The organism is Nonomuraea ceibae, from assembly GCF_019396325.1.
Classification (GTDB): domain Bacteria; phylum Actinomycetota; class Actinomycetes; order Streptosporangiales; family Streptosporangiaceae; genus Nonomuraea; species Nonomuraea ceibae.
In genome coordinates, this window is the sequence record NZ_JAHKRO010000025.1 from 1 (window position 1) to 25,923 (window position 25,923).

The window sequence follows — 25,923 nt, forward strand, 5'->3', positions numbered from 1 at the left end:
GGCGGCCGACGACACCGGCGAGCCGGCCGCCGTCCTGCGGGCCGCCGGGCGGCTGGGCGCGGGCCTGCCCGACCTCGACCCGGCGGAGGCGGCCGGGCTGCTGCGGATCGACGGCGACCGGCTCGTCTTCGGCCATCCGCTGATGAGGAGCGCCGCCTACCAGGGGGCGACGGCCAGCCGGCGGGCCGAGGCGCACCGCGCGCTGGCGGAGGTCCTGGACGGCGACCGGCGGGCCTGGCATCTCGCGGCGGCGGCGACGGGCCCCGACGAGCGGGTGGCCGCCGCTCTGGAGAGCACGGCGCTGCGGGCCGGGGAGCGGCGCGGCCACGCGGCCGTCGCCGCCGCCTACGAACGCGCCGCCGCCCTCACCCCCGACCCGGTCACGCGTGAGCGCAGGCTGCTGGCCGCGGCCCGCGCCGCCGCCGACGCGGGCCAGTTCGAGCGGGCCGACCGCCTGACCGGCCAGGTCGGCGCCTCGGCGGAGGCCGCCGCGCTCAAGGCGGTGATCGCCGACGGGCTGGGCCGGACGGAGGAGGCGCACGCCCTGCTGTTCGAGTCGGCCGGGCAGGTCACCCCGGCGGAGCTGCCCGCCCTGCTGCGCGGCGCCGCGCGGGCGGCCTGGCGGGCCAACGACTTCGCGGCGCTCGACCGGATCGCCGCCTGCGTGCCGCCTGACTCCGACGTGCACCGGCTGGCCACGGCGGCGCTGGCCACCAACCGGCTCGACGACGGCGGCATCGAGACGCTGAGGGAGCTGCTGGCCGGGCCGCCGCACGACGACCTCCAGGACCGGCTGCTGTTCGCCCGGCTGCACCTGGTCATCGGCGACATGGAGGGCGCGATACGCCTGGCTTCCGCGCTGGAGCGGGAGTGCCGGGCGCGGGGGGCGCTCGGCGTGCTGCCCGCCGTGCAGGCCGTGCTGGCGCGGACCCTGCTGTTCACCGGCCGCCACGCCGACGCGCGTGCCACGCTGGCCGACGGGCTGCAGATCGCCGCCGACACCTGCCAGCGCATGCCGCGCATCGAGCTGTCGGTGACCCTGGCGGAGCTGGCCGCCGTCGAGGGCGACGAGGAGCGCTGCCGGGAGCTGGCGGCCGAGGCGATCGAGCGTGACCTCGCGCCGAGCGCGGTGCACGCGGTGGTCGCGCTGAGCCTGCTCGACCTGGGCCTGGGGCGGCACGAGGCGGCGCTGGACCGGATGGAGTCGGTGGTGTCCGGTTCGCGGCCGATGGGGGTGATGGGGCACCTGCCGATCCTGGTCGAGGCGGCGGTGCGGCTCGGGCGCAGGGGGCCCGCCGAGGCCGCGACCCGGCTGTTCGCGTCCTGGGCCGGCCGGGTCGCGCAGCCGTGGGCCGAGGCCGTGGCGCTGCGCTGCCGGGCGCTGATCGCCGACGACGCCGGCCTGTTCGAGCAGGCCGTACGGATGCGGACCTACCCGTTCGAGCAGGCACGGACCGCGCTGCTCTACGGCGAGCGGCTGCGGCGTGACCGGCGCACCGCCGACGCCCGCGCGCACCTGCGGGGCGCGGCCGAGACGTTCGAGCGGCTGGGCGCGCGTCCCTGGGCGGAGCGGGCGCGGGCCGAGCTGCGCGCCACCGGGGAGACCCGTGCGGCGCGCGACCACGCGGCGGGGCTGGCCGACCGGCTCACCCCGCAGGAGCTGCAGAGCGTGCGGCTGGCGGCGACCGGGCTGAGCAACAGGGAGATCGCCGAGCGGCTGTTCGTGAGCCCGCGCACCGTCGGGCACCATCTCTACAAGGCGTATCCCAAGCTGGGCGTCACGACCAGGGCGGAACTCGCCTCTCTGGGCCTGTGACGGACGGCGGCCCCGAGAGGGCCGCGATGAGGGGTGGAGCTATGGGGATTCGAACCCCAGACCTCCTCCATGCCATGGAGGCGCGCTACCAACTGCGCCATAGCCCCTTGCGATGCGTGCATCAGTCTAACGGACTCCAGCCACCCCTCTGTACGCCTTTATCCGGCGGCGCGCCCGGCCCGCGCGCCGCCGGACGGCGTTTCAGGAGGTCACGGCGCCCGCCTTGGCGATGAGATCGGCCAGCTCGCCCACCATCGGGTCCTCGGCCGCGCCCGCCAGCCGCCTGGCGTGCTCGCCGAGCGCGGGCAGGCCGAGCCCGAACGCCTCCCCGTCGCGCATGTGGAGGGCGAACGCGGCGGCCAGCACGTCGACCTGCAGCCGCAGCGGCGCGCCCTGCCACAGGGTCTCCGCCAGGTCGGCGACGGTCACCGCCCCGGTGGCCTCGCTGGGGGCGCGGGTGTCGGGGTCCTGCCAGCGCACGGTGGCGGTGGCGAGCTGGCCTTCGGCTCCGGCCTTGAGGCGTACGGAGTACAGCGCGGTGACCGCGTGGCCGGGGCCGATCTCGCCGCCGTCACGCGAGTCGTCACGGAACTCCTCGGTGGCCAGGGCGCGGTTCTCGTAGCCGAGCAGCCGGTAGCTCTCCACCACCGACGGGTTGAAGACGACCTGCGCCTTGGCGTCGCGGGCGCGCAGCTCGATGCTGGCGGGCAGCTGGGCGGCGAAGATCTTGTCGGCCTCCTCCTGGGTGGAGACGTAGACGGCCGCGCCGTCGCCGTTGTCGGCGAGCTGCTCCATCAGCTCGTCGCCGTACTCGCGGCCGACGCCGACGGTCAGGAGCGTGATCCGCCGCCCGGCGTGCTCCTTGACCCGGTCGAGGATGGCCTGCCAGGCGGTGCTGCCCTGGTTGGCCAGGCCGTCGGAGAGCAGGATGACGCGGTTCGTGGCGGCGGGGCGGTGCGCGGCGGCGGCCTCCCGGTAGCCGAGGACGAGGCCCGCCTCCAGGTTGGTGCCGCCTTCGGTGGTGAGCTGGTCGACGGCCCGGTGCAGGTCGTCCCTGGCGGTGAGCGGGGTCATCGCGGCCAGCACCCTGGCCTGGTCGCTGAAGGCCACGACGGAGACCTGGTCACCGGGGGCGAGCTGGTCGAGCAGCGTGTGCAGGGCCTGCTTGACCAGATCCAGGCGGCCGGTCTCGGCCATGGAGCCGGAGACGTCGATGACGAAGGTGAGGTTGGCGGGGCGCCGGGCCTCGGCGGAGGAGCGGCGGGTCTGCAGGCCGACGCGCAGGACGGCCTGCCCCGGCGTGTCGAGGCGGGCGCCGTCGGTGTGAACGGTGAAGCCGTCGTCCGGGGGTTCGGCGTAGTCCTGCTTGAAGGAGTTGACGAACTCCTCTGGCCGGATCCGGGCGGGCTCGGGCCAGCGGCCCTCCTGGAGGACGCGGCGCGTGTAGGCGTACGAGGCGGTGTCCACGTCCAGGGCGAACGTGGAGATCTGCGCCTGGGCCGTGTCCTGTTCCTCGTTCTTCCGGTCGTCCTTGTCCTGCCCGGTCCGGTCCTGCCCTGTCTGGTCCTCGGCCTGGGCCGTGGCCCGGGGGGCTTCCTGGGGGGCCGCTCGCTCGCCGGCGCTGGGCTGACCTCCGGGGCCGCCGCATGCGGCGAGCGCGAGCAGCCCGGCAATTCCGACAGTTGCCATTAACGGACGAAATTTCATCGCTTTTGCCACCTCCAGGCCGTATGACGGCTCCGATCCCCGGTGTGGCCGGGCCGGTGACGCAAGCGACGGCAAACCGCGATCCACACGTGATCGATTGTGGTGAACCGGTGATATCCGGTAGGCATGGTCGTCGTGCGCGTCTATTTGGGGCTGGCCGCGAAGGGCCACGAGATCCCCGCCCGTGTCCTGGACAAGGTCCGATCCGTTATCGAGACCGCCTTCCCGGTGCCTCCCGAGGTGATCCGGGGCGGCGAGTGGCACGGCCGGGGGGTGTCGCTGTTCGGCTGGTCGAACGAGCCCGACGACTCCCGGCAGCCCCCGCTGCTCACCGAGAGCGGCGGGCGGGTCCTCGGGCTGAACGGCCACCTGGCCGACCCGGCCGACGCCAACCGGCTGCTCGGCGACCCGTCGGCCGGCGACGTGGGCGGCTGCTTCTCCGCCTGGGTGGCGCGCGACGGCGAGCTGTCGGCCGCGACCGCGATCAACCGCGTCTGCCCGGTCTTCTACGCCGAGACGCCCGAGCTGCACGTGGTGGGCAGCCGGGCGCTGCTCGTGCACCTGGCGGCGCAGCAGGCCGACCGGATCGACCATGACGTGCTCGCCCTCCAGACGATGATCCGCCAGGGCTTCTTCCTGTCGGACGAGACGCCGTACCGGGGAGTGACGGCGCTGCGCCCGAGCTCGCGAATCGACGTGCGCGACGGGAAGCGGACGATCACCGAGACGCCGCTGCCGGAGGCGGCGGGCGCGCCGGACACGGCGCGGCGCAAGCGGGCGGCGATCGGCGAGCTGGCCGACGCGCTGCTGGCGACCGTCGCGCCGCTGCGCGACCTGGGCGAGCCGGTCAACCTGGCGCTGACCGGCGGGCGCGACACCCGCATCCTGGCCGCGCTGCTGCACGCCGCGCGGGTGCCGTTCCGGGTGACCACGAACGGGCTCGACACGCATCCGGACGTGATCCTGGCCCGGCAGATCGCCACCCAGCTCAAGGTCGAGCACACGGTGATCGCCCCGCAGCAGACCGCCGAGCGGGACGCCGTGCTGGTGGAGCACCCGCTGAGCCGGGCGTGGGAGACGCTGCGCACCTGCGAGGGCATGACGTCGGCGTACGAGACGATCGTGAGCTACCTCCCCTACTCCGGCAAGCCCACCATGTCCGGGCAGAGCGGTGAGACCCTGCGCGCGGGCAGCCTGAACCTGCTCCAGACCGACCTGAGCGACAAGGCCCTGCTGCGCCGGATCAACAACACGTTCTACAAGGACGAGAAGCTGTTCACCGCCGAGGCGAACGAGCACGCCCGCGCCCTCGCCAAGCCGTGGCAGGCGCGCAAGAACCGGCTGGAGGCGCTGGACCACATCTACATCTGGTACAAGGTCGGCCGCTGGCAGGCCAGCGCCCGCGCGGGGTCGCTGCGGCGGGGCGACCCGGTCCGGCCGTTCCTGGACAACCGGGTGGTACGGGCCGCGCTGGCGCTGGACCAGGGCTGGCGACTCTCGGAAGAGGTGATTTATTCGCTTATTTTGAGATTCGCCCCCGAGCTGAGGGATGTCCCCATCGAAGGGAAGCCGTGGCGGTTCGTCGAAGGGATGAAGCCGCCCCGCTGGTGGGAACGGACCCACGTGCCACCGCCCCACATGCCGACGACCAAGACCGGCGGCGGCTGGAGCTGGCGCACCAGCCCCGGCCCCGACCTCACCGACGTGCTGCGGCAGCAGGTGCTCGGCCACCTCGACGCGCTCACCCCCGTGGTGAACCCGGACGAGGTGCGCGCCCTGTTCGCCGACCCGGTGGTCAAGAAGCCCGCCACCGCCTGGCACCTCTACACGGTCAGCGCCCTCCTGACCGGCACGTACCCCGGCAAGGAGCCCGAGGGCCTGGAACGGATCCCCGTCTCCAAGCCCTGATCAGGCCAGCGCCCGCTCCTCCACCCTGATCCGCACCGTGAGCAGGGCCGCGTTCGCCACGGTGAAGGCGAGCGCGGTCAGCCACGCGGTGTGCACCAGCGGCAGCGCGATCCCCTCCACGACCACCGCGACGTAGTTGGGATGGCGCAGCCACCGGTACGGCCCCGACGTGACGAGCGGCACGCCCGGCAGCACGACCACCCGCGTGTTCCAGCGCCTGCCCAGGCTGGCGATGCACCACCAGCGCAACGCCTGGGCGAGCAGCACGAGCGCGAGCATCGGCCAGCCCAGCGCCGGCAGGAACGGCCGCCCCAGCAGCCACACCTCCGCCGGCGCCGCCACCAGCAGGCCCACGTGCGCCGCGACGATCCACGGATAGTGCCGCCCGCCGTGCTCGACCCCGCCCCGCGAGCGCGCCCACGCCAGGTTGCGGCGGGCCACCACCAGCTCGGCCAGCCGTTCCACGACGACCAGCCCGATCAGGACCAGGTACGCGCTCACCAGTGCAGCAGGAGCAGCTCGGCGGAGAACCCCGGTCCCAGGGCGAGCAGCACGGCCGGCTCCCCTGTGCGGCCGCGCGTCTCCTGCAGCACGTGCAGCACCGACACCGACGACAGGTTGCCGTGCTCGCGCAGCGACCGCCAGGTCACCTCCAGCGCCTCCGGCGGCAGCGCCAGGTTCGCCACGATCTTGTCGATCACCTTGGGGCCGCCCGGATGGCAGATCCAGGTCCCCACCTGGTCCGGCGTCAGCCCGTAATCGGCGAGGAACGTCCTGATGTCCCCGGCCAGCACCGACTCCACGAACGCGGGCAGCCCGGCGTCCAGCACGATGCGGAAGCCGTGACCGCCCACCTCCCAGCCCATCAGGTGCTCGGTGTCCGGATAGAGCTTGCTGCGCGTCGCCACGACCTCCCGGCCCTCGCCGTGTCCCGTCGCGACCACCGCCCCCGCCCCGTCGCCGAACAGCCCGCTCGCGACCAGGTTCGCGATCGAGGTGTCGTCCCGCTGGATCGTCAGCGAGCACAGCTCCACGCACACCAGCAACGCCGTCTGCTCCGGCCAGCCACGCAGATAGTCGTGCAACCGCGACAGCCCGGACGCCCCCGCCGCGCAGCCCAGCCCGAACACCGGCACCCGCTTCACATCCGCGCGCAATCCCGCCCGCTTGGCCAGCCGCGCGTCCAGCGACGGCGTCGCCAGCCCCGTCGTGGAGCAGAACACCAGATGGTCGACCTTCTCCGGCGGCAGCCCCGCCCTCTCCAGCGCCCCCGCGATCGCCCGCTCCCCCAGATCCAGGGCGATCTCGACGTACATCTCGTTGGCCCGCTCGAACGAGTCGAGTTTCGGATAGTCCTCGAGCGGCAGCGCCAGGTTCCTCCCGGTGACGCCGGTGGCGCTGTGGAAGCGCTTGAGCAGCTCCCCGTCCGCCGCCGTGAGCTGGGAGAACGCCTCGGTGATCTCCTCCTGCTCGTAGCGGTGGTCCGGCAGAACGGTCTGCACGCCCTGTATGTACATGACCAGTTCTCTGCCGCTGAGAGGCGCGGGCTAACATCCGGACATGCCCCCGCCCGCTCCGCCTCCCACGGTCGCCGTCCTCGCCTTCGACAGGATGTCGCCGTTCGAGCTCGGCTGCGTGGTGGAGATCTTCGGCCTGCCCCGGCCCGAGCTCGGCGTCCCCTGGTACGACCTCAAGGTCTGCGCCGAGACCGCCGGGCCGCTGCGCGCCGTCGGCGGCTTCACCCTCCACGCCGAACACGGCCTCGACACGCTCGCCTCGGCCGACACCGTCATCGTGCCCGGCGTCGCCGACGTCCGCGGCCCCGTCTCCGCGCCCCTCGTCGCCGCCCTGCGCCAGGCCCACGAGCGCGGCGCGCGCATGGTGTCGATCTGCTCCGGCGCGTTCGCCCTCGCCGCCGCCGGCCTCCTCGACGGGCGCGAGGCCACCACCCACTGGAAGTACGCGCCCCTCCTCCGCGAACGCTTCCCCACCGTCCAGGTCAACCCCTCGGTCCTGTACGTGGACGGCGGCGACGTGCTGACCAGCGCCGGCAGCGCCGCCGGCCTCGACCTGCTCCTCCACCTCATCCGCGCCGACCACGGCCCCGGCGTCGCCAACGCCGTCGCCCGCCGCCTCGTCATCCCCCCACACCGGGAAGGCGGGCAGGCCCAGTACGTGGAGGCGGCGGTGACGCCGGTCGGCGGCGACGACGCCGTGTCCCGCGCCATGTCCTGGGCCCTCGCCCACCTGGCCCACCCCATCACCGTCGCCGACCTGGCCAGAGCGGCAAGCCTCTCGGAACGCTCCTTCATCCGGCACTTCAAGCGTCAGACCGGCACCAGCCCGCTCCGCTGGGTCATCGCCCAGCGCATCGCCGCCAGCCTCCCCCTCCTGGAGTCCACGGCCGCCCCGGTCGAGGAGGTCGGCGCCGCCGTAGGCTTCGAAAGCCCGGTCACCTTCCGCCACCACTTCACCCGGGCCATGCACACCACCCCCTCCACCTACCGCCGCACCTTCACCACCCCCCGCACCGGCACCCCGCCTTCTTGACGGGTCCGCCCGCAAGACGCTCCATATCGTCGGCATATCAGCGGGCGAATCGGCGGATAAGTCCAGCCACATGCACGGCCGGCCACTTTCGCGGGGGCCTCACGGCAGGCGCGAGCCACCGCCCCCGGACACAACTTTCGTGTCAGGAGGTTACAGATGCCTTGCTCGGACTGAGATGCCCATGCGTTCTGTCGGTCCTCCCGCTCACACTCGACGTCGACACCACCCATCGAGGAGGAACCATGGCGAGGGGCTCCAGGAGAGGAAACAGCAGAAAGAGATCACACAGGAGGCAGCGGGTGATGCTGGCGGCGTGCATCCCGGGCGTCGCCGTCGTCTGGTTCGCCAGCAAGTATCCGGGCTGGGCAGCGGGAATCACCTGTCTGCTCGCCCTGATGTTCATAGGCGCCCTCATCCTTCGGCATCGCATGATCCAGGCGGAAAGACAGCGGTTCCTGGCCGCCAACGTCGAGCTGGAGAAGGTCGACCGGATGACGGGCACCGCGTTCGAGCATCTCGTCGCGGAGCGGATGATCGCGGACGGGTTCCGTCAGGTCAGGGAGCGCGGCCGTGCCGGAGATGGCGGGGTGGACATCACGGCCGTCGCTCCGGGGCATGGCCGGTACGCCGTCCAGTGCAAGCGCTACAGCAAGTCGGTCGGCGCACCGGAAGTGCGTAATTTCCTCGGCGCGCTGGCCAATACCTTCGCCGGTCACACCGGCGTCCTGGTCACCTCCGGCCGACTCACCAAACAAGCAAGGCTTGAGGCCTTGGGCGCACGGGAGCCACTGATCCTGGTGGAACGCGACCGGCTGGCGGACTGGCTTCTGGGCACGTGCTCGTTGCTGCCGGCAAGACCGGCCGGGATCCTGGCTGAGGACGAAGCCACGTAACTAGATCGAAATATACGTGATCTCGCTCCACGAAGAATTATGCAGGCCCAGGGCCCTATGCTGGACATAGATCGTTCCAATCTCTACGCATCCCCTCCCCCGTATGGCCCCCTGCTGGCCGATGCGGACCGCCCTGCGTTTCGCGAAAGGACTGGGCCTATGCCTTACACGGCGGAGATCAGCCGATCAAACCCGACTTGTTTGGTCTTTCTGGTCGATCAATCCGCTTCGATGAGCGACGCCATCGGCGGCGAAGTTCCAACGAGCAAGGCGTCGGTCGTATCCGACGCCATCAACCGGCTCCTCACTGAGCTTTCGGTGAAGTGCGCCAAAGAGGAAGGCGTTCGAGACTACTTTCACGTGGCCGTGGTCGGATATGGCCACAACAACGTGGGCTCGGCGTTCGGAGGCATGCTCGCAGGCCGCGACCTCGTACCTCTCAGCCAGATCGCCGACAACCCCGCGCGCCTTGAGGAACGAGTCAAGAAGGTTCCTGACGGGGCCGGCGGCCTCGTGGAGAGCACCGTGCGATTCCCGGTGTGGATGGACCCGGTGTCCAACGGTGGAACGCCCATGCGACAGGCCCTTGAACACGCGCATCGGCTGGTAGACAGGTGGCTCGGCGAACATCCCTCCTGCTTCCCGCCTATCGTCCTCAACTTGACTGATGGTGAGGCGAACGACGGCGACCCGACGGTTCCCGCCGCCGGCATCCGTTCCCTTGCGAGCGCAGACGGGGCCGTACTTCTGTTCAACCTGCACGTCTCCGACGCGGGAGGCTCTCCGATCACCTTCCCTGACACCGACGCCGGCCTCCCCGACAGCTACGCGCGCACGCTGTTCGGCATGTCCAGCGTTCTGCCGCCGCACATGCGGTCCTATGCGGCGCAGGAAGGGTTCGCCACCAGCGATGGGACCCGTGGCTTCGTCTACAACGCTGACATCACATCGGTGGTGCAGTTCCTCGACATCGGCACCCGTGCGACAGACCTGCGGTAGCCAGATGCCGGGCAGCGTCGCCTCCTACCACCTGCACAAGGGCGGCGGCGAGGCGGACGAGTACGAGGACGCGTACAACGTCCTTCCTCCCGTCGCGGATGATCAGACAGATCTCGTCGATCTCAGAGTCGCGCTCTCGGACGGCGCATCCGAAAGCGTTCTCGCGGGCCTCTGGGCCCGCTCACTGGTAGATCATTTTGCGAGCGTCGCCCTAGAGGCTCTGGTTTCCCCAGAGAGCTTCGGTAGAGAGGCGGTCGCGGCAGCGACTTCGTGGGACGCGATACTCAGTGGCTACGTTGCCCGGCGGGAGGCAGCCGGTCGCCCGATTCAGTGGTACGAGGAGCCGAAGCTGAATCGTGGCGCCTATGCCACCTTGCTCGCCGTAGGATTCCGCGCGTCCAGCGGGGGAGACGGCTCGGAGCCCGAGGACGAGGGCCAGTGGTTCGCCGCCGTGATCGGTGATTGTTGCCTGTTTCAGGTTCGCGACGACTCGCTCATCACAGCGTTCCCGCTGACCGGCAGTGTGGATTTCGGCGTGAACCCCGATCTGTTGAACAGTCGGAACCGGGACGTCCACCTCATCGCGGATCGAGTTGCCATCAGAACGGGAGGCGTGCGCCAGCAGGACGACATTTACCTGTGCACTGACGCCATCGCCGCCTGGTTCCTGCGTGAGACCGAGAAGGGAAGCCGCCCCTGGGAGATTCTGCGGGATCTCGGGACCGCGGACGGGCAGGACTTCTCAGAGTTCATCGGGGAGAAACGGGCCAGCGGGCATATGCGTAACGACGACGTCACTCTGATCCACGTGGATGTGTGGTGACGCATGGCAGTAAGGCGTTTTCCCAGCGGCAGCGACTATGTCGAGGCACTGCAGAATCCAGGCCTTTGCTTCCTGGACACAACGCTACGGTCAGCGACCCTGCAAACCGACAAGCTGGGGCGACCCAAGCCCATTTCTGGAAATTTCGCCAGCGTCTTCTCCGTCCAGACATCGGCCGGCAAGCGATATGCGGTCAAGTGCTTCACCAGGGACGTTCCTGACCAGGAGAGGCGTTACCGAGCGGTGAGCGATCATCTCAGGCCGCTCCCGAACCGCTGGAAGATGGGGTTCGACTACCTGCCCTCCGGCATCATGGTGCTCGGGCAGAGATATCCGATCCTCCGTATGGAGTGGATCGAAGCGATCAGTCTGATCCGCTGGATCGAAGACCACCTCAACGACCAGGCCGCGCTGTTCGGCTTGGCCGGACGTTTCGCCGACTTGGCCACCGATCTGCATGAGGCGGGGGTCGCCCACGGGGATCTTCAGCACGGAAACCTGCTTGTGGCGGCCGACGGCACTCTGAAGCTTGTCGACTATGACGGCATGTACGTCCCAGCTCTCAATGGCTTCGCCGCAACGGAACGAGGTCATCGTCACTACCAGTCTCCGAACCGAACGGGCACGGACTTCGGCCCGGAGCTGGACCGGTTCTCCATCTGGCTGATCTACCTGTCGCTGATCGCAGTCGCGCTCGATCCCACGCTGTGGCAGATCCTGCATGACCGGGGCGGTGAGCACCTGCTGCTGACCGATGAGGACTTTGCTGACACGAGGGCCTCGACCCGGATGGCTGCTCTGGTCGGGCATCAGATGGATGACATCAACCGTCTGGCCACCTTTGTTGGGGACCTCGCGTCACGGCCGCTGTCCGTTCTTCCTCCCCTGACTCCCCTGCAGACCGTCACCGTTTCTCCGGTCAGCTTGATCCAGACCGGCGGGCAGACACCCGGATCGGTTCCCGCGGGGCTTCCGACCTGGATGAGCGGGCATATGGAGTCGCCTCCTCCTCCACCTCTCGTTACATTCCAGAACCACCGCGGCGCCCTGCGTGTTGCCCGGCTTGCCCTCCTAGGGTTCTGCGTAGCCATGGCGCTCGTGGTGTGGCTGGCCGGTCTCCCTCTTGCCGCCGCGTTAGTGGGGCCGTTCCTCGGCCTGCTCGCCATAAGGGCTGTCTACGCCACACGCCCTGAGCCCAGAGCACGGAAGGCCATCGCCTCTCGACTGGCTCGATCACGCCGGCAAGCGAGAAAGACCCTCAAGATGGCGGCTAACGCCGAGAAGGCACGTGACAGGGTCCAGGCCAGGAATGTCAAGCGCGCTGAGGCCAACGCGAAAGAACTTCAAGTGCTCCAGGAGAGACAAAAGAGAGAGCTTGGAACATTCGACCGGGCGACAGCGCAGCAACTCAATCCCTTCGACGGCCAGCTACAGATTCTGACCAGCAGGAAGTCGGACGAACTCCGGCATGCTCTGGAGGTCCTCCAAGGGCAACAAGTGACCCTCTATTTGAGACGCATCAAACTGCGTGCGGGATCTATATCCGGCATCGGCGAGACAACTGTGGCCAAACTGGCGGTTTGCGGAATATCAACTCCGGCCGATTTCGTTGGTGCCCACGTTGCCACTGGACATCAAAACCCAGAGATCCGCCTGACCCTGCAGAATGGCGATGCAGTCCGCGTGCCAGGCGTCGGGCAGGCACGCGCGGCGGCGCTGCTCGAGTGGCGCGAGACGCACCTGAGGGAGGCCATGCGGCAGCCGTCCATTCCGAGGGTACTGCCCACCGTCCAGCGCAACGCCATCGAAGCGCGCTTCGCCGCCGAGGAAGCCTCGGTCCTGGACAAACGTTCCCGCCTCCAACAGGAGCGCGGCAAGGCCCGCGCCGATCTCGCTCGTCGGCAAGTGGAGGCGCTGCGAAAGTTGACTGACCAGCACAGCGCCGACGTACAAAGTGCCGCGCAGGCTCTCCAAGACGCTAACCAGCGGCTCTCGGCAACGCGCGCTGAACAGCAGGCGAGGGTTCAGGAGGAACAATCTGTGATCCGCGAGGTGACCGCTTACCGCCAGATCTCCTATGTCCGATTCTTGCGCGATGCCCTCGTCGGGAAGTGATCCGGCCTCCGGCGATTGACCGTTTACCGCGAGCACAGACGGCGGGCTGGGAACTCTGGGGCACGAACTGAACGCCCGGACAAAGGGCGGCGCTGCTCCTGCGATGGGCTGCAACCCCAGGATCAGGGTTGTCCGATTGCGTCTTCCACGGTTAAAGCGATGACTCCCGCGCTCTCAGCAGAATTCGACGCCTGCGAATCCCCTGCGGAAAGCAGGTGTTGCTTCGGGGGCGGCGAAAGAGCCTTTCCGCTGGAGGTCAGCCGTGGGTGTGGCGCCAGAGGATGATGGTCTCTTGTGAACGGGCGGCCATGAGGGGGTCCGTGGGGTCGGAGGCGCGGGGGTGCACGGGGCGGGTGTCGAGGCGGTCCTTGATGCGCAGCCCCGCCGCCGAGACCGCCGCCCCGAGGTCGCCGGGCTCTCGGAGGCCGAGGCGTTCGGCGAGGTCGGACAGCACCAGCCGGCCTTCGCCGCCCGGCTCCAGGTGGTCGCCGAGGCCGTCGAGGAAGCCGGTGAGCATGCGGCCGCCCGGGTCGTGGACGGCGTGGTCGAGCGCCGCGACGGGCCAGGAGGGCCGCCAGCACTCCGGTGCCGGTGCCGATGTCGAAGGCGGCGCGTCCGGACGGCAGGGGCGCCTCGGCGACCAGGTTCACGTACTCGCCGCGTACCGGGGAGAAGACACCGTGGAGGGGTGGATGCGGTCGCCGAGGGCGGGGACGTCGACGCCCTTGCGGAGCCATTCGTGGGCGCCGAGGAGTTCGCGGTGCGGGGTGACGGCGGGGCCGGTCGCGGGTCCGTACACCTGCTCGCAGGCCTCGCGGACGTCGGGGGCGCGGCGCAGCGGGATGGTGTGGCCGGCGTCGAGCGGGACGAGGAGCATGCCGAGGGTGCGCCCGCTGTGACCGGGCTGGGCGGTAGCGGTGGAAGCCGGCTCCGGCGGGGGCGGGTGCGCAGCGGCGGCCGAGCGCGCCGAGGAGCTGGCGGGCGTTGTGGAAGTCGCCCCGCCAGAGCAGGGCGGTGCCTTCGCAGGCCAGCCGGTAGGCGGTGGCGGCGTTCGTCCGGTCGCAGGCCGGCGCCATGCGGGCGGGTGGTCGCGCTCCGGCGGCCGATCGCCAGGCCGCTTCGCATTGTCGTCCTGCTTCTGTCCACCGAATCATCAGGTCTCGGCCGTTTCACGCCGGAGGGGGCGTGGCGAGCGGTTCTCCCGGATGCTACTTTCTATACGCGTATAAAAAATAGACGGAAGGGGTAGTATGACGGAGCGGATGGTCGCGCTGGGTGACGAGCTGGTGAAGCTGCACGACGGGTTCCGGCGGCAGCTCGCCGCCCTGCGCCAAGGGACTCAGGGGGCGCCGGAGCTGCGGGAGCACTGCCTGGCGTTCTGCGACGCGCTGCACGCGCACCACGAGGGCGAGGACTCGGTGCTGTTCCCGCACCTGGACGGCGAGCACCCCGAGCTGGCGGAGGTGCTGGCGCGGCTGCGGGCGGAACATCACGTGGTGGCCGGGCTGCTCGCCCGCGTCCGCGCCCTCAGCGGCGCCGGTGACCGCGTCCGGGAGGAGCTGGACCGGCTGGCCACCGAGCTGGAGGCGCACCTCGACTACGAGGAGGAGCAGCTCGTCCCCCTGCTCAATCGCCTGACCACGGTCCCCGAAGGGCTCTGACGGCGGGGGCGGCTCAGCCTGCCAGCGTGTAGTCGAAGGTGTAGGAGTGGGCGCCGTCGGGCGCGATGCCGATCGTCATCTCGCCGCGCAGCCCGGCCAGCTCGCCGGTGCCGGAGTCGGGGACGACGCTGACCCGCAGCGACTGGGCGCCCCGGTCGTCGGCGGCGCTGTGCTGGACGACGAAGGAGCCCTTGCGGCCGTGCAGGACTCCGTCGACGCGTTCGACGGCCACGTACGCCTTCGACTCCGCCACCGGCGTGGACACCACCGTGAGGTGGACGACGCTGGTGGCGGTCAGGTCGCCGTGGAAGGTCTTGCTCATCGAGACGCGCCCGAGCGAGACGCCGTCGCGGTCGTCGAAGGGCGGCTCGGCGTTCCAGCCGGCGGTGTCGAAGGGTCCTTGTGCGATCATGCGCCCAGCATGCCGGTCATACCTGTCAGGTCCGGTCAGGTACCGGCGAGGCGTTCCACGACGGGCGCGAAGGCGTCGATGCGGTCGGCCGGGACGGTCACGTACGACACGCCGAGCTTGTCCCTGCGCCTGGTCAGCGTCTCGACGATCTGGTCAGGGCCGCCGGGCAGCACGCCGACGGCGTCGTCGCCGGGCGGGCCGAACCGGGCGGTCAGCCAGGCGGGCAGCTCCTCGCCGACGGCGGCGACGTTGACGTTCAGCTCCAGGTCGTCGAAGCGGTCGCCGGCCAGCTCGTACAGCTCGTCGAGGCGGGCGGCGAGCTGCGCCTCGGTGCCGTTGGGCGGCAGCGCGACCGCGACCGTGGCCGCCCGCGCCGCGGCGATGCGCAGCAGCCGGGAGCCGGCGGCGGCGATGAGGACCGGCACGTCCTCGACGGCGTCGGCGGTGGCGGCGACCTGCTCGATCCGCTGCCCGGGGGTGCCGAAGGAGAGGCCGAGCCGGGCGGCGTCGGCCTCGGCGTGCGCCCGGCCGGCGCCCAGGCCGAGCTCGAAGCGGCCGCCGCTGAGCTCGCGCAGCGTGGCCGCCTCCCAGGCGACGGCCTGCGGGTGGCGCAGCGGGGCGCAGAGCACGTACGTGCCGACGCGCAGCGTGGTGGTGGCGGTCGCCGCGGCGGCGCAGGCGGCGAACGGCGCCAGCGTGTCGGGGACCAGCAGCGTCGAGTAGCCGAGGCTTTCGGCGCGCCGGGCGAGGCCGGCCCAGTCGGGCGAGCGGCCGGCGACGACGCCGAACCGGAAGGCATGGGGGATCATGCCCTATACGATCGCCCGCCGGCCGCCCCGGCGCATCGTCCGCCGGACCGGTCCCGCCGTACGCCGCCGGACGCAAGCCCGGCCGCGCACGCTACTCCCCCGGCAGTAGCCGGGACGTTACTCCCCCAGCAGCCGGCGGGTGAAGTCGTTGGCGAAGCGGCCGTGCGGGTCGTAGCGGCGCACCAGCTCGCCGAACCGCTCGGGACACGCCGGCAGGCGGGTGAACAGCTTGCCCCAGTGGGGCCGCGGGTCGAACGGCGCCAGCACGTCCTCCACCAGCTCGATCACGGGCAGCACGGCGGCGGGGTCCTTGACCCAGGTGAAGTGCACGGCGACGCTGTCGCGCCCGTAGGAGGGGCTGAGCCAGAGGTCGTCGGCGGCGACCGTGCGCACCTCGGCGATCTGGAGCACCGGCCGGATCCGCCCGCCCACGGCGCGCAGCTCGCGCAGCGCGTCGGCGGCGTGCTCGCGCGGCATCAGCCATTCCGACTGCAGCTCGTCGCCCGCGCTGCTCGGCGGCGCGTCGGCCCGGAAGTGCGGCAGCCGCTCGTGCCACGGCCCGGGGACGCCGAGCTGCCCGGTGCAGCTCCCGGGCGGCATGCCGGGCACCGGGTGGCGGGGCCCGCCGGCGGCGGTGGTGCCGAACCAGTCGCCGCTGAGTTCGGCGTCACGCTTGACCCACGCGCGGGTGTCGCGCCAGTCGGTGAACAGGCTGACGCTGTAGCCGTCGGCCATGAGCTCGCCGAGCGGCGCGTCGGCGGGCACGCCTTCGCGTACGTACTGCCGCAGCTCGAAGGCGGGCACCAGGTCGAGGGTGAGCGCGGTGACGACGCCGAGCGCGCCGAGGGCCACGACCGCGCCGGGGAAGCCGTCGTCGCCGCGCCGCAGCGTGACGAGCGATCCGTCGGCCGTGACCAGCTCCAGCTCCGACACGGCCGCCGACAGGCTCGCGTTGGCGACGCCGGAGCCGTGGGTGCCGGTGGCGACCGAGCCGGCGACGGAGATGTGCGGCAGCGAGGCCAGGTTGGCCAGCGCCAGCCCGCGCGCGTGCAGCTCGGGCGCGAGCGCGGCGTAGGTGGTGCTCGCCCCGGTCCGCACCCGGCGCGCGGCCTCGTCGATCTCCACCAGGTACGGCATCCGGTCGAGGGACACCAGCTCGCCGGGGGTGTCGGCGACGTCGTTGAACGAGTGGCCGCTGCCCAGCGCCCGCACCCGGGGCGCGCCGGTGACGGCACGCCGGAGCTCGTCGAGGGAGGTGGGACGGTGCAGATGGCTTGCCCGGAACGTGGTGTTTCCAGCCCAGTTCGTCAGCGTCACGGCCCCACCTTCCCACACGGTCAGAACCCCTGGGCCAGGCGGTAGTAGGCCTGGTTCCAGCGCAGTTCCTTGGTGAACCGCTCGGTCGTGGTCTCCGCGTCGATGATCACGAGTTCGACGCCCAGCATCTCGGCCAGGTCGGTCAGCTCCTCGCGGCCGACGGCCGTGGACAGGACCGTGTGGTGCGGCGCCCCGGCGGTGAGCCACGACTCGGTGGAGGTGCGCAGGTTGGGGCGCGGGCGCCACACGGCGCGGGCCACCGGCAGCTTGGGCAGCGGCTGGGGCGGCGTCACCACGTCGATCTCGTTGGCGACCAGGCGGAACCGGTCGCCCATGTCGGCCAGGCCGACGACGATGCCGGGGCCGGGCTCGGCGTCGAACACGAGCCTGACCGGGTCCTCCCGGCCGCCGATGCCGAGCGGGTGGATCTCGCACGACGGGGTGCCGGCCGCGATCGACGGGCACACCTCCAGCATGTGCGCGCCCAGGATGAGCGCGCCGCCGGGCGTCAGGTCGTAGGTGTAGTCCTCCATGAAGGACGTGCCGCCGGGCCGCTCCTTGTCAGACATCGCCTTGAGCGTGCGCAGGAGCACCGAGGTCTTCCAGTCGCCCTCGCCGCCGAAGCCGTAGCCGTCGGCCATGAGCCGCTGCACGGCCAGGCCGGGGAGCTGGCGCAGGCCGCCGAGGTCCTCGAAGTTCGTGGTGAACGCCCGGAACCCGCCGTCCTCCAGGAAGCGGCGCAGGCCCAGCTCGATCCTGGCCGCGTAGCGCAGCGACTCGTTGCGCTCGCCGAGCAGCTCGGGGGCCACGGTGTACAGCTCGGCGTACTCCTTGACCAGCGCCGACACGTCCGCGTCGGAGGCGGAGTCCACGGCTTCGACCAGGTCGTTGACGCCGTAGGTGTTGACGGAGACGCCGAAGCGGAGCTGTGCCTCGACCTTGTCCCCCTCGGTGACGGCCACGTCGCGCATGTTGTCGCCGAACCGGGCCAGCCGCAGCGTGCGCACCTCGGCCACGCCCTTGGCGGCGCGCTCCCAGGCCAGGATGCGCTCGCCCACGGCCGGGTCGCTGACGTGCCCGGCGACGGTCTTGCGGGGCACGCCGAGCCGCGTCTGGATGTGGCCGAACTCGCGGTCGCCGTGCGCGGCCTGGTTGAGGTTCATGAAGTCCATGTCGATGGAGCTCCACGGCAGCTCCACGTTGGCCTGCGTGTGCAGGTGGAGCAGCGGCTTGCGCAGCGCGTCGAGCCCGGCGATCCACATCTTGGCCGGGGAGAAGGTGTGCATCCAGGCGATGACGCCGGCGCAGGAGTCGTCGGCGTTGGCCTCCAGCATGACGCGCCGGATGGCGGCCGCGTCGGTGAGCACGGGCTTCCACTCGACGGCCACCGGCAGGGCCTCGGCGATGCGCCGCGACTGCTCGGCGACCTGCCGCAGCGTGTCCTCGCCGTACAGCCCCTGGCTGCCGGTCAGAAACCAGATGTTCAACGCGGGCTCCTCTGTCCGTAGACGTTCTGATAGCGGTCGTACAGGCGGTCGACGTCGTCGCGGGCGATCGGCAGCGGCTCGCCGAGCTGGCGGGCGACGTGCACGGTACGGGCCACGTCCTCGCACATCACGGCGGCCTTGACGGCGGCCTCGGGCGTCTTGCCGATGGTGAACACGCCGTGGTTGCGCATGAGCACGGCGGGCGAGCGGTGGCCCTTGAGCGTCTCGACGATGCCCTGGCCGATGGAGTCGTCGCCGATCAGCGCGAACGGCCCGACGGGGATCTCGCCGCCGAACTCGTCGGCCATCGCGGTCAGCACGCACGGGATGGCCTCGCCGCGCGCCGCCCACGCCGAGGCGTAGGTGGAGTGGGTGTGCACCACGCCGCCGACCTCGGGCAGGTTGCGGTAGACGTAGGCGTGCGCGGCGGTGTCGCTGGACGGCGCGTGCGCGCCCTCGACGAGGTTGCCGTCGAGGTCGCAGACCACCATGTTCTCCGGCGACAGCTCGTCGTAGGAGACGCCGGAGGGCTTGATGACGAACAGGTCCTCGCCGGGGACGCGGCCGGAGACGTTGCCCGCCGTCCAGGCCACCAGGTTGTAGCGGACCAGCTCGGCGTGCAGGTCGCTGACGGTCTTCCTCATGCTCTGGCCTCGTTCCTGATCGCGCGCAGCCGGTGCAGCGCCTTTCCGTCGCCGAAGTGCTCGTGCAGGTCCCGGTACTCGGCGTAGAGCCGGTCGTAGGCGTCGGCCCTGGCCTCGTCCGGCACGTACGCGGCCTCGGTGCGCTTGCCCATGGCCGCGGCGGCGGCCTGGATGTCGTCGTAGGCGCCCGCCGCGACGGCGGCGTGGATGGCCGAGCCGAGGGCGGGGCCCTGGTCGGAGCCGATCACCGACAGCGGGCGGCGCAGCACGTCGGCGTAGACCTGCATGAGGAAGGGGTTCTTTAGCAGGCCGCCGGCGACGACGAACTCCTCGACGGGGACGCCGGACTTCTCGAACGTCTCCACGATGGTCCGCGCGCCGTAGGCGGTGGCCTCGATGAGGGCCCGGTAGACGTCCTCGGGCCTGGTGGCGAGGGTCTGGCCGAGGACGACGCCGGACAGGTTGTGGTCCACCAGGACGGACCGGTTGCCGCCGAACCAGTCGAGGGCGACCAGGCCGTGCTGGCCGACGGCCTGCTCGGCGGCCAGCGCGGTCAGGTGGGCGTGCACGCTGACGCCCTGCTCGGCGGCCCGCCGGGTGTAGGCGGCGGGCACGAACGCGTCGACGAACCAGGCGAAGATGTCGCCCACGGCCGACTGCCCGGCCTCGTAGCCCCACAGGCCGGGCACGATGCCGTCGCGGACGACGCCGCACATGCCGGGCACCTCGGCGAGCCGGTCGCTGGGCATGATGTGGCAGGTGGAGGTGCCCATGATGGCGACCATCCGGCCTGGGGCGACGGCGTCCGCGGCGGCGGCGGTGACGTGCGCGTCCACGTTGCCGACGGCGACGGCGACGCCTTCGGGCAGCCCGGTCCAGGCGGCGGCGCGCGCGGACAGGGTGCCGGCGGGCGCGCCGAGCGCGGCCAGCCGGACGCCCTTGCCGGCGTCCTCGCCGACCTGGCCGGTGGCGAGCTTGCCGGTGAAGCCGGCGAACGCGGGGTTCAGCTCGGCGAGGAAGTCCTCGGACGGGTAGCCGCCGTCCTGGAAGATCCCCTTGTAGCCGGCGGTGCAGATGTTGCGGCTCTCGACGCCGGTGAGCTGCCAGACGATCCAGTCGGCGGCCTCGATCCACCGCTCGGCGCGCTCGTACGTGCCGGGGTCCTCCTCCAGGACCTGGAGGGCCTTGGCGAACTCCCACTCGGAGGAGATCTTGCCGCCGTAGCGGGGCAGCCAGCTCTCGCCGCGCCGGGCGGCCAGCGCGTTGATGCGGTCGGCGTGCGGCTGGGCGGCGTGGTGCTTCCACAGCTTGGGCCAGGCGTGCGGCAGCTCGGGGGTCTCGAAGCAGAGCGGCGTGCCGTCGGCCGTGGCGGGCAGCACGGTGCAGGCGGTGAAGTCGGTGCCGATGCCGATCACGTCGGCGGGTGACACCCCGGCCGCCGCGACGGCCGAGGGGACGGCGACGCGCAGCACGTCGATCCAGTCCTGCGGCGACTGCAGCGCCCAGTCGGGCCCGAGCCGGACGTCCGAGCCGGGCAGCTCGCGCTCGATGACGCCGTGGGCGTACTCGTGGACGGCGCTGCCCAGCTCGGCGCCGTCGGACACGCGGACCACCACGGCGCGTCCGGAGAGCGTGCCGAAGTCCACGCCGACCACGAACTTGTTAGCGTTCACATGTGACTCCATGGGGGTTCGATGGGGACGGCTGCCACGTGGTTCCTACCCTGCGGCGGCGGCCGGCGGTGCGGTGCTGGACCTGACGACGAAGCCGGGCGGCACGACCAGCCTCTCGTACGGGCCGGGCCCGGCGTCGAGCTGCCGCAGCAGCATCTCGATGCAGTGGCGGCCCACGACGTCGAAGTCCTGCCTGACGGTGGTGAGCGGCGGCGAGAAGAACGCCGACTCGGGGATGTCGTCGAAGCCCACGACGCTGATCCGGCCGGGCACCTTCACTCCTTCCTCGGAGAGCGCGCGCAGCACGCCGAGCGCCATCTGGTCGTTGGCGGCGAAGACGGCCGTGACCCCGGCCGTCGCGGCCAGCCGCCGGCCAGCCTCGTAGCCGGCGCGCGGGCTCCAGTCGCCGGTCAGCGGCTCCGGCACCGGCCGCCCCGCCTCCTCCAGCGCCTCGCGCCAGCCCCGCAGCCGCCCCTCGGTCTCCAGCCAGCCGGCCGGGCCGCTGACGTGCCAGACCGTCTCGTGGCCCAGGTCGAGCAGGTGGCGGGTGGCCATCCCGGCGCCCTCCGCCTGGTCGATGCGGACCACCGGGATGTCGGCCCGGTGGGTGGCCTCGACCGCGACGGCCGGCGTGCCGATCGGCAGGCTCTCCAGCGCCTGGCTGGCCGAGTGCTGCGGCGCGACCACCACGATCCCGTCGACGCCCTGGTCGGTCAGATAGGCGATGGCGTCGCGCACGCTGTCGGCGTCGATCGACTTCAGGCTGACGATGCTGACGAAGTAGCCCGCCGTCCTGGCCGCCTGCTCGATGCCGTAGATCGTGCTGGCCGGCCCGTACAGGGTGGTGTCGAAGCTGATCACGCCGAGCGTGCGCGAGCGCCGGGTGACCAGCGCGCGGGCGGTCAGGTTGCGCCGGTAGCCGAGCCGGGTGATGGCCGCCTCGACGCGGGCGCGGGTGTCGGCCCTGACGTTCGGATGGTCGTTGAGCACGCGGGAGACCGTCTGGTGCGACACGCCCGCCTCCCTGGCCACGTCGGCCATGACAGGCAGGCGTCGCCTGGGGATCGCTCCCACGCTCTCTCCTTCCGTCGGCTAGCAGATCGTAGTGCGCGGCCGTCAGCCCGCGGCGCCGGCCCTGCGCTTGGTCCACACGTCGAAGGCGACGGCGGCCAGCAGGACGGCGCCCTTGACGAGCATGACCCGCTCGCTCGGGGAGCCGATCAGGGACATGCCGTTGTTGATCACGGCCATGATGAGGCCGCCGGTGATCGCGCCGACGACCTTGCCCACGCCGCCCTGCACGGCCGCGCCGCCGATGAAGGCCGCCGCGATCGCGTCGAGCTCGAAGCTGTTGCCCGCCGTCGGGCCCGCCTGGTTGAGGCGCCCGGCGAAGATGATGCCGGCGATCGCCGAGAGCACGCCCATGTTGACGAAGATCCAGAAGACGACCTTCTTGACCTTGACGCCGGACATGACCGCCGCCTGGAGGTTGCCGCCGATCGCGTAGATCTGCCGGCCGAAGACCGTGCGGTTGGCCATCAGCGAGTACGCCAGCACCAGGATCGCCAGCAGCACCAGCACCCAGGGCAGGTTGTGGAAGCGGGCGAGCTGCACGACCAGGAAGAGGATGACGGCGGCGCCCGCGGCCATCTTGAGCGCGAACAGCGCCATCGGCTCGACGCTCTGGCCGTAGCCGGCCCGGGCGACGCGCGAGCGCCACTGGGCGGTGACCATGCCGGCGATGGCGACGACGCCGATGAGCAGGCTGAACAGGTCGGCGCCGCCGAGCGCGCCGAGGCCCACGTTGCCCAGGTAGCCGCTGGTGAAGCCGTTGGCCAGGGTGCGGACCTGGTCGGGGAACGGGCCGATGCCGCGGTTGCCGAGCACGGTCAGCGTCAGCGCCCTGAACAGCAGCATGCCCGCCAGCGTCACGATGAACGCCGGGATGCCGAAGTAGGCGATCCAGTAGCCCTGCCAGGCGCCGATGAGCCCGCCGGCCAGCACGGTGAGCGCCAGCGCGAGCGGCCACGGCAGGCCCATGTTGACCATGAGCACCGCGGCCAGCGCCCCGGTCACCGCGACCACCGAGCCCACCGACAGGTCGATGTGCCCGGCGATGATGACCAGGATCATGCCGATCGCCAGGATCAGCACGTAGGAGTTCTGGACGATGATGTTGGAGATGTTCTGCGGCGTGAGCAGGGCCCCGTCGGTGAGCACCGAGAACAACACGACGATGAGCGCGAAGGCGATGTAGATGCCGCTGGCCCGCAGGTTGAGCGACAGGCCGCCGAGTGACACCCGGCCGGGCCGCCGCGGCTCCCCTCCCCCGCCGCCCTGAGTGCCGGCCTGGACGCCGGCGGGCGTGATGCTGCTCATTGGAGCTACTCCTGTCCCTTGGTCATGAGATGCATGAGGCGTTCCTGCGTCGCTTCCCGGCGCGGCACCTCACCGGTGATGCGGCCCTCGGAGAGGGTGTAGATGCGGTCGCACAGCCCGAGCAGCTCGGGCAGTTCCGACGAGATCACCAGCACGGCCCGGCCCTCGTCGGCGAGCCTGTTGATGATCGTGTAGATCTCGTACTTGGCGCCGACGTCGATGCCCCGGGTGGGCTCGTCGAGGATGAGCACGTCGGGCTCGGTCAGGATCCACTTGGACAGCACGACCTTCTGCTGGTTGCCGCCGCTCAGCTTGCCGACGACGCTCGACACGCTCGGCGCCTTGATGTTCATGCTCTTGTGGAAGCGCTGGGCGACCGCGTACTCCTCGTGCTCGTCGACCCAGCCCCGGCGCGACAGCCCGGACAGCGCGGCGGCCGAGACGTTGCGCTTGATGTCCTCGATGAGGTTGAGGCCGTAGCGCTTGCGGTCCTCGGTGGCGTACGCGATGCCGTGCCGGATGGCGTCCTGCACGGTGCGGATCTCGATCGGCTTTCCGTCCTTGAAGACCCTGCCGGAGATGTTCACCCCGTACGTCCTGCCGAACAGGCTCATCGCCAGCTCGGTGCGGCCCGCGCCCATGAGCCCGGCCAGGCCGACGATCTCGCCGCGGCGCAGCGTGAGCGCCGCCCCGTCGACGACCTTGCGGCCCGGCTGGCTGGGGCTGTGCACGGTCCAGTCCTCGATGCGCAGCACCTCCGCGCCGATGGTCGGCTCGTGCGGCGGGTAGCGGTTGTCGAGGGCGCGGCCGACCATGCCGGAGATGATCCGGTCCTCGGTCACCGCGTCGGTGGCCATGTCGAGGGTCTCGATCGTGCGGCCGTCGCGGATGATCGTGACGGAGTCGGCGATCGCGGTGACCTCGTTGAGCTTGTGCGAGATGATCACGCAGGTGATGCCCTCGTCACGCAGGCCGCGCAGCAGGTCGAGCAGGTGGGCCGAGTCGTCGTCGTTGAGCGCGGCGGTCGGCTCGTCGAGGATGAGCAGCTTCACCTCCTTCGACAGCGCCTTGGCGATCTCGACGAGCTGCTGCTTGCCGACGCCGATGTCGGAGACGACGGTTGTCGGGTTCTCGCGCAGGCCGACGCGCGCCATGAGCTGGGCGGCCTCGTAGTTGGTGCGGTTCCAGTCGATGAAGCCGCGCCTGGCCCGCTCGTTGCCGAGGAAGATGTTCTCGGCGATCGAGAGCTGCGGGCTGAGCGCGAGCTCCTGGTGGATGATGACGATGCCGGCGCGCTCGCTGTCGCGGATGCCGCCGAACTCGCCACGCTCGCCGTCGAAGTGGATCTCGCCCTCGTACGTGCCGTGCGGATAGACGCCGGACAGCACCTTCATCAGCGTCGACTTCCCGGCGCCGTTCTCGCCGCAGATGGCGTGGATCTCGCCCCGTCGCACCGACAGGGTGACGTCCTGCAGCGCCTTCACGCCGGGGAACGTCTTGGTGATCCCGCTCATCCGCAAGATGTGGTCGGTCATGTCTCAAGCCCCTCGCCCGGGAGGGCCCCGGGGGCGTGCCGCCCCCGGAGCGCGCTCCTACTTGAGCTGGTCCTCGGTGTAGTAGTCGCCGCCGATGATGACGTCCTTGTAGTTGCTCTCGTCCACGATCACCGGGTCGAGCAGGTACGAGGGGACGACCTTGGTGCCGTTGTCGTAGTCCTTGGTGTTGTTCACCTCGGGCTTGCCGCCCTTGAGCACGGCGTCGGCCATCTTGACCGTGACCTCCGCGAGCTTGCGGGTGTCCTTGAAGATGGTGGAGTACTGCTCGCCGGCGACGATCGACTTGACCGAGGCGAGCTCGGCGTCCTGGCCGGTCACGACCGGGTAGGGCTGGCCGCTGGTGCCGTAGCCGCTGCTCTTGAGCGCCGACAGGATGCCGATGGACAGGCCGTCGTAGGGCGACAGAACCCCGTCGACCTCGGCGCCGCCGGTGTAGGTCTTGGTGAGGATGTCCTCCATGCGCTTCTGCGCGGTGGCCGGGTCCCAGCGGAGGATGGCGGCGGTCTTGAAGTCGGTCTGGCCGCTCTTGACCTTCAGCGTGCCGTCGTCGATCTTCGGCTGGAGCACCGACATGGCGCCGTTCCAGAAGAACGTGGCGTTGTTGTCGTCGGGCGAACCGCCGAACAGCTCGACGTTGAACGGGCCCTTCTCGCCCTTGTCGACGCCGAGGCCCTGCAGCAGCGAGGTCGCCTGCTGGACGCCGACCTTGAAGTTGTCGAAGGTGGCGTAGTAGTCGACGTTGGGGCTGTTGCGGATGAGCCGGTCGTAGGCGATGACCGGGATCTTGTTGTCGGCCGCCTGCTGGAGCTGGGAGGTCAGCGCGGTGCCGTCGATCGAGGCGACGATCAGGAGCTTGGCGCCCTTGGTGATCTGGTTCTCGATCTGGTTGGCCTGGGTGGGGATGTCGTTCTCGGCGTACTGCAGGTCGACCTTGTAGCCGAGGGCTTCGAGCTGCTTCTTGACGTTGTCGCCGTCGTGGATCCACCGCTCGGACGACTTGGTCGGCATGGTGACGCCGACGAGGGCGCCGGCGTTGCCGCCCGCGGCGGCCTCGGACGCCTCGGCGTCGATGGTCTTCTGGGCGGAGCCGCAGGCCGTCATGGTCGCGGCGAGCGCGATGGCGGACACCACGCCCCCGATTCGTCCCAACCTCATCCTTGACTCTCCTCGTATG

23 protein-coding genes and 1 tRNA gene are annotated in these 25,923 nt (G+C 70.9%); 8 read left to right on the top strand and 16 right to left on the bottom strand.

Translation table 11 applies throughout. The features are described from left to right. On the top strand, nt 1–1,816 hold a 1,816-nt coding region (locus KME80_RS18225), incomplete at its 5' end, for a helix-turn-helix transcriptional regulator (protein WP_219506774.1). A 34-nt stretch (nt 1,817–1,850) separates the two neighbouring features. Here KME80_RS18225 and KME80_RS18230 read toward each other — a convergent pair. Together KME80_RS18230 and KME80_RS18235 are read right to left on the bottom strand one after the other, a co-directional pair. After that, a tRNA-Ala gene (locus KME80_RS18230) sits at nt 1,851–1,923 on the bottom strand. A gap of 94 nt (nt 1,924–2,017) precedes the next feature. Beyond that, nucleotides 2,018–3,505 carry a vWA domain-containing protein gene (locus KME80_RS18235; protein ID WP_219506775.1) on the bottom strand — a complete coding sequence of 496 codons (1,488 nt, stop codon included), beginning with the start codon at nt 3,503–3,505 and terminating at the stop codon, nt 2,018–2,020. A 144-nt stretch (nt 3,506–3,649) separates the two neighbouring features. Between KME80_RS18235 and KME80_RS18240 the strand changes: the two genes are divergently transcribed. Then, nucleotides 3,650–5,431, top strand: a complete 1,782-nt coding sequence (locus tag KME80_RS18240; RefSeq protein ID WP_219506776.1) for an asparagine synthase-related protein — start codon at nt 3,650–3,652, stop codon at nt 5,429–5,431. Here KME80_RS18240 and KME80_RS18245 read toward each other — a convergent pair whose 3' ends face one another. Continuing rightward, nucleotides 5,432–5,932 carry an isoprenylcysteine carboxyl methyltransferase family protein gene (locus tag KME80_RS18245; protein ID WP_219506778.1) on the bottom strand — a complete coding sequence of 167 codons (501 nt, stop codon included), beginning with the start codon at nt 5,930–5,932 and terminating at the stop codon, nt 5,432–5,434. Next, nucleotides 5,929–6,933, bottom strand: coding sequence for a type III polyketide synthase (locus KME80_RS18250; RefSeq protein WP_308125818.1), 1,005 nt, complete (start codon nt 6,931–6,933; stop codon nt 5,929–5,931). The genes KME80_RS18245 and KME80_RS18250 overlap by 4 nt, the downstream gene beginning before the upstream one ends. Nucleotides 6,934–6,991: 58 nt before the next feature. On the opposite strand from KME80_RS18250, the gene KME80_RS18255 reads away from it, so the two are divergent. The 5 genes from KME80_RS18255 to KME80_RS18275 all read left to right on the top strand — a co-directional run bounded on the left by KME80_RS18255 (nt 6,992) and on the right by KME80_RS18275 (nt 12,811). Further along, entirely contained in the window at nt 6,992–7,981 is a 990-nt protein-coding gene (locus KME80_RS18255; RefSeq protein WP_219506782.1) for a helix-turn-helix domain-containing protein, read from the top strand. Nucleotides 7,982–8,283: 302 nt separating this feature from the next. After that, nucleotides 8,284–8,874 (top strand): restriction endonuclease, encoded by a 591-nt coding sequence (locus tag KME80_RS18260; RefSeq protein WP_246645171.1) that lies wholly within the window; start codon nt 8,284–8,286, stop codon nt 8,872–8,874. Nucleotides 8,875–9,033: 159 nt separating this feature from the next. After that, a complete protein-coding gene (locus KME80_RS18265; RefSeq protein ID WP_219506786.1) occupies nt 9,034–9,873 on the top strand; it encodes a vWA domain-containing protein in 840 nt (279 codons plus the stop codon). A gap of 4 nt (nt 9,874–9,877) precedes the next feature. Beyond that, the gene (locus KME80_RS18270) at nt 9,878–10,696 is read left to right on the top strand and encodes a hypothetical protein (RefSeq protein WP_219506788.1); all 819 of its coding nucleotides are present in this window, start codon (nt 9,878–9,880) and stop codon (nt 10,694–10,696) included. Between the two features lie 3 nt (nt 10,697–10,699). Further along, complete coding sequence (locus KME80_RS18275) at nt 10,700–12,811, top strand: hypothetical protein (RefSeq protein WP_219506789.1); 2,112 nt, start codon at nt 10,700–10,702, stop codon at nt 12,809–12,811. Nucleotides 12,812–13,067: 256 nt separating this feature from the next. Here the strand turns inward: KME80_RS18275 and KME80_RS50380 are convergent, their stop codons facing one another. After that, nucleotides 13,068–13,328, bottom strand: coding sequence for a hypothetical protein (locus tag KME80_RS50380; protein ID WP_246645164.1), 261 nt, complete (start codon nt 13,326–13,328; stop codon nt 13,068–13,070). A gap of 129 nt (nt 13,329–13,457) precedes the next feature. Next, nucleotides 13,458–13,688: a hypothetical protein gene (locus KME80_RS50385; RefSeq protein WP_246645165.1), complete on the bottom strand. Its 231-nt coding sequence runs from the start codon at nt 13,686–13,688 to the stop codon at nt 13,458–13,460. A 373-nt stretch (nt 13,689–14,061) separates the two neighbouring features. Between KME80_RS50385 and KME80_RS18285 the strand changes: the two genes are divergently transcribed. Continuing rightward, a complete protein-coding gene (locus KME80_RS18285; RefSeq protein WP_219506790.1) occupies nt 14,062–14,472 on the top strand; it encodes a hemerythrin domain-containing protein in 411 nt (136 codons plus the stop codon). 13 nt (nt 14,473–14,485) lie between these two features. Here the strand turns inward: KME80_RS18285 and KME80_RS18290 are convergent, their stop codons facing one another. The 10 genes from KME80_RS18290 to chvE form a co-directional block, all read right to left on the bottom strand. Continuing rightward, nucleotides 14,486–14,884 carry a DUF3224 domain-containing protein gene (locus tag KME80_RS18290; protein WP_219506791.1) on the bottom strand — a complete coding sequence of 133 codons (399 nt, stop codon included), beginning with the start codon at nt 14,882–14,884 and terminating at the stop codon, nt 14,486–14,488. Between the two features lie 35 nt (nt 14,885–14,919). Then, the gene (locus KME80_RS18295) at nt 14,920–15,693 is read right to left on the bottom strand and encodes an LLM class flavin-dependent oxidoreductase (RefSeq protein WP_219506792.1); all 774 of its coding nucleotides are present in this window, start codon (nt 15,691–15,693) and stop codon (nt 14,920–14,922) included. A gap of 117 nt (nt 15,694–15,810) precedes the next feature. Further along, nucleotides 15,811–17,010 (bottom strand): FAD-binding protein, encoded by a 1,200-nt coding sequence (locus KME80_RS18300; protein WP_219506793.1) that lies wholly within the window; start codon nt 17,008–17,010, stop codon nt 15,811–15,813. Nucleotides 17,011–17,030: 20 nt separating this feature from the next. Next, nucleotides 17,031–18,497 (bottom strand): L-arabinose isomerase, encoded by a 1,467-nt coding sequence (araA, locus tag KME80_RS18305; RefSeq protein WP_219506794.1) that lies wholly within the window; start codon nt 18,495–18,497, stop codon nt 17,031–17,033. Beyond that, nucleotides 18,494–19,141, bottom strand: coding sequence for an L-ribulose-5-phosphate 4-epimerase (locus KME80_RS18310; RefSeq protein WP_219506795.1), 648 nt, complete (start codon nt 19,139–19,141; stop codon nt 18,494–18,496). Before KME80_RS18310 ends, araA begins: the two co-directional genes overlap by 4 nt. Next, entirely contained in the window at nt 19,138–20,826 is a 1,689-nt protein-coding gene (araB, locus tag KME80_RS18315) for a ribulokinase (RefSeq protein ID WP_219506797.1), read from the bottom strand. The genes KME80_RS18310 and araB overlap by 4 nt, the downstream gene beginning before the upstream one ends. A gap of 33 nt (nt 20,827–20,859) precedes the next feature. Further along, nucleotides 20,860–21,855 carry a LacI family DNA-binding transcriptional regulator gene (locus tag KME80_RS18320; protein WP_219506894.1) on the bottom strand — a complete coding sequence of 332 codons (996 nt, stop codon included), beginning with the start codon at nt 21,853–21,855 and terminating at the stop codon, nt 20,860–20,862. A gap of 75 nt (nt 21,856–21,930) precedes the next feature. Beyond that, on the bottom strand, nt 21,931–23,193 hold the full coding sequence (gene mmsB / locus KME80_RS18325) for a multiple monosaccharide ABC transporter permease (protein WP_219506798.1): 1,263 nt from the start codon (nt 23,191–23,193) through the stop codon (nt 21,931–21,933). A 5-nt stretch (nt 23,194–23,198) separates the two neighbouring features. After that, complete coding sequence (mmsA, locus tag KME80_RS18330; RefSeq protein WP_219506799.1) at nt 23,199–24,728, bottom strand: multiple monosaccharide ABC transporter ATP-binding protein; 1,530 nt, start codon at nt 24,726–24,728, stop codon at nt 23,199–23,201. Between the two features lie 57 nt (nt 24,729–24,785). Then, the gene (chvE, locus tag KME80_RS18335; RefSeq protein WP_246645166.1) at nt 24,786–25,904 is read right to left on the bottom strand and encodes a multiple monosaccharide ABC transporter substrate-binding protein; all 1,119 of its coding nucleotides are present in this window, start codon (nt 25,902–25,904) and stop codon (nt 24,786–24,788) included. Nucleotides 25,905–25,923: the final 19 nt, after the last annotated feature.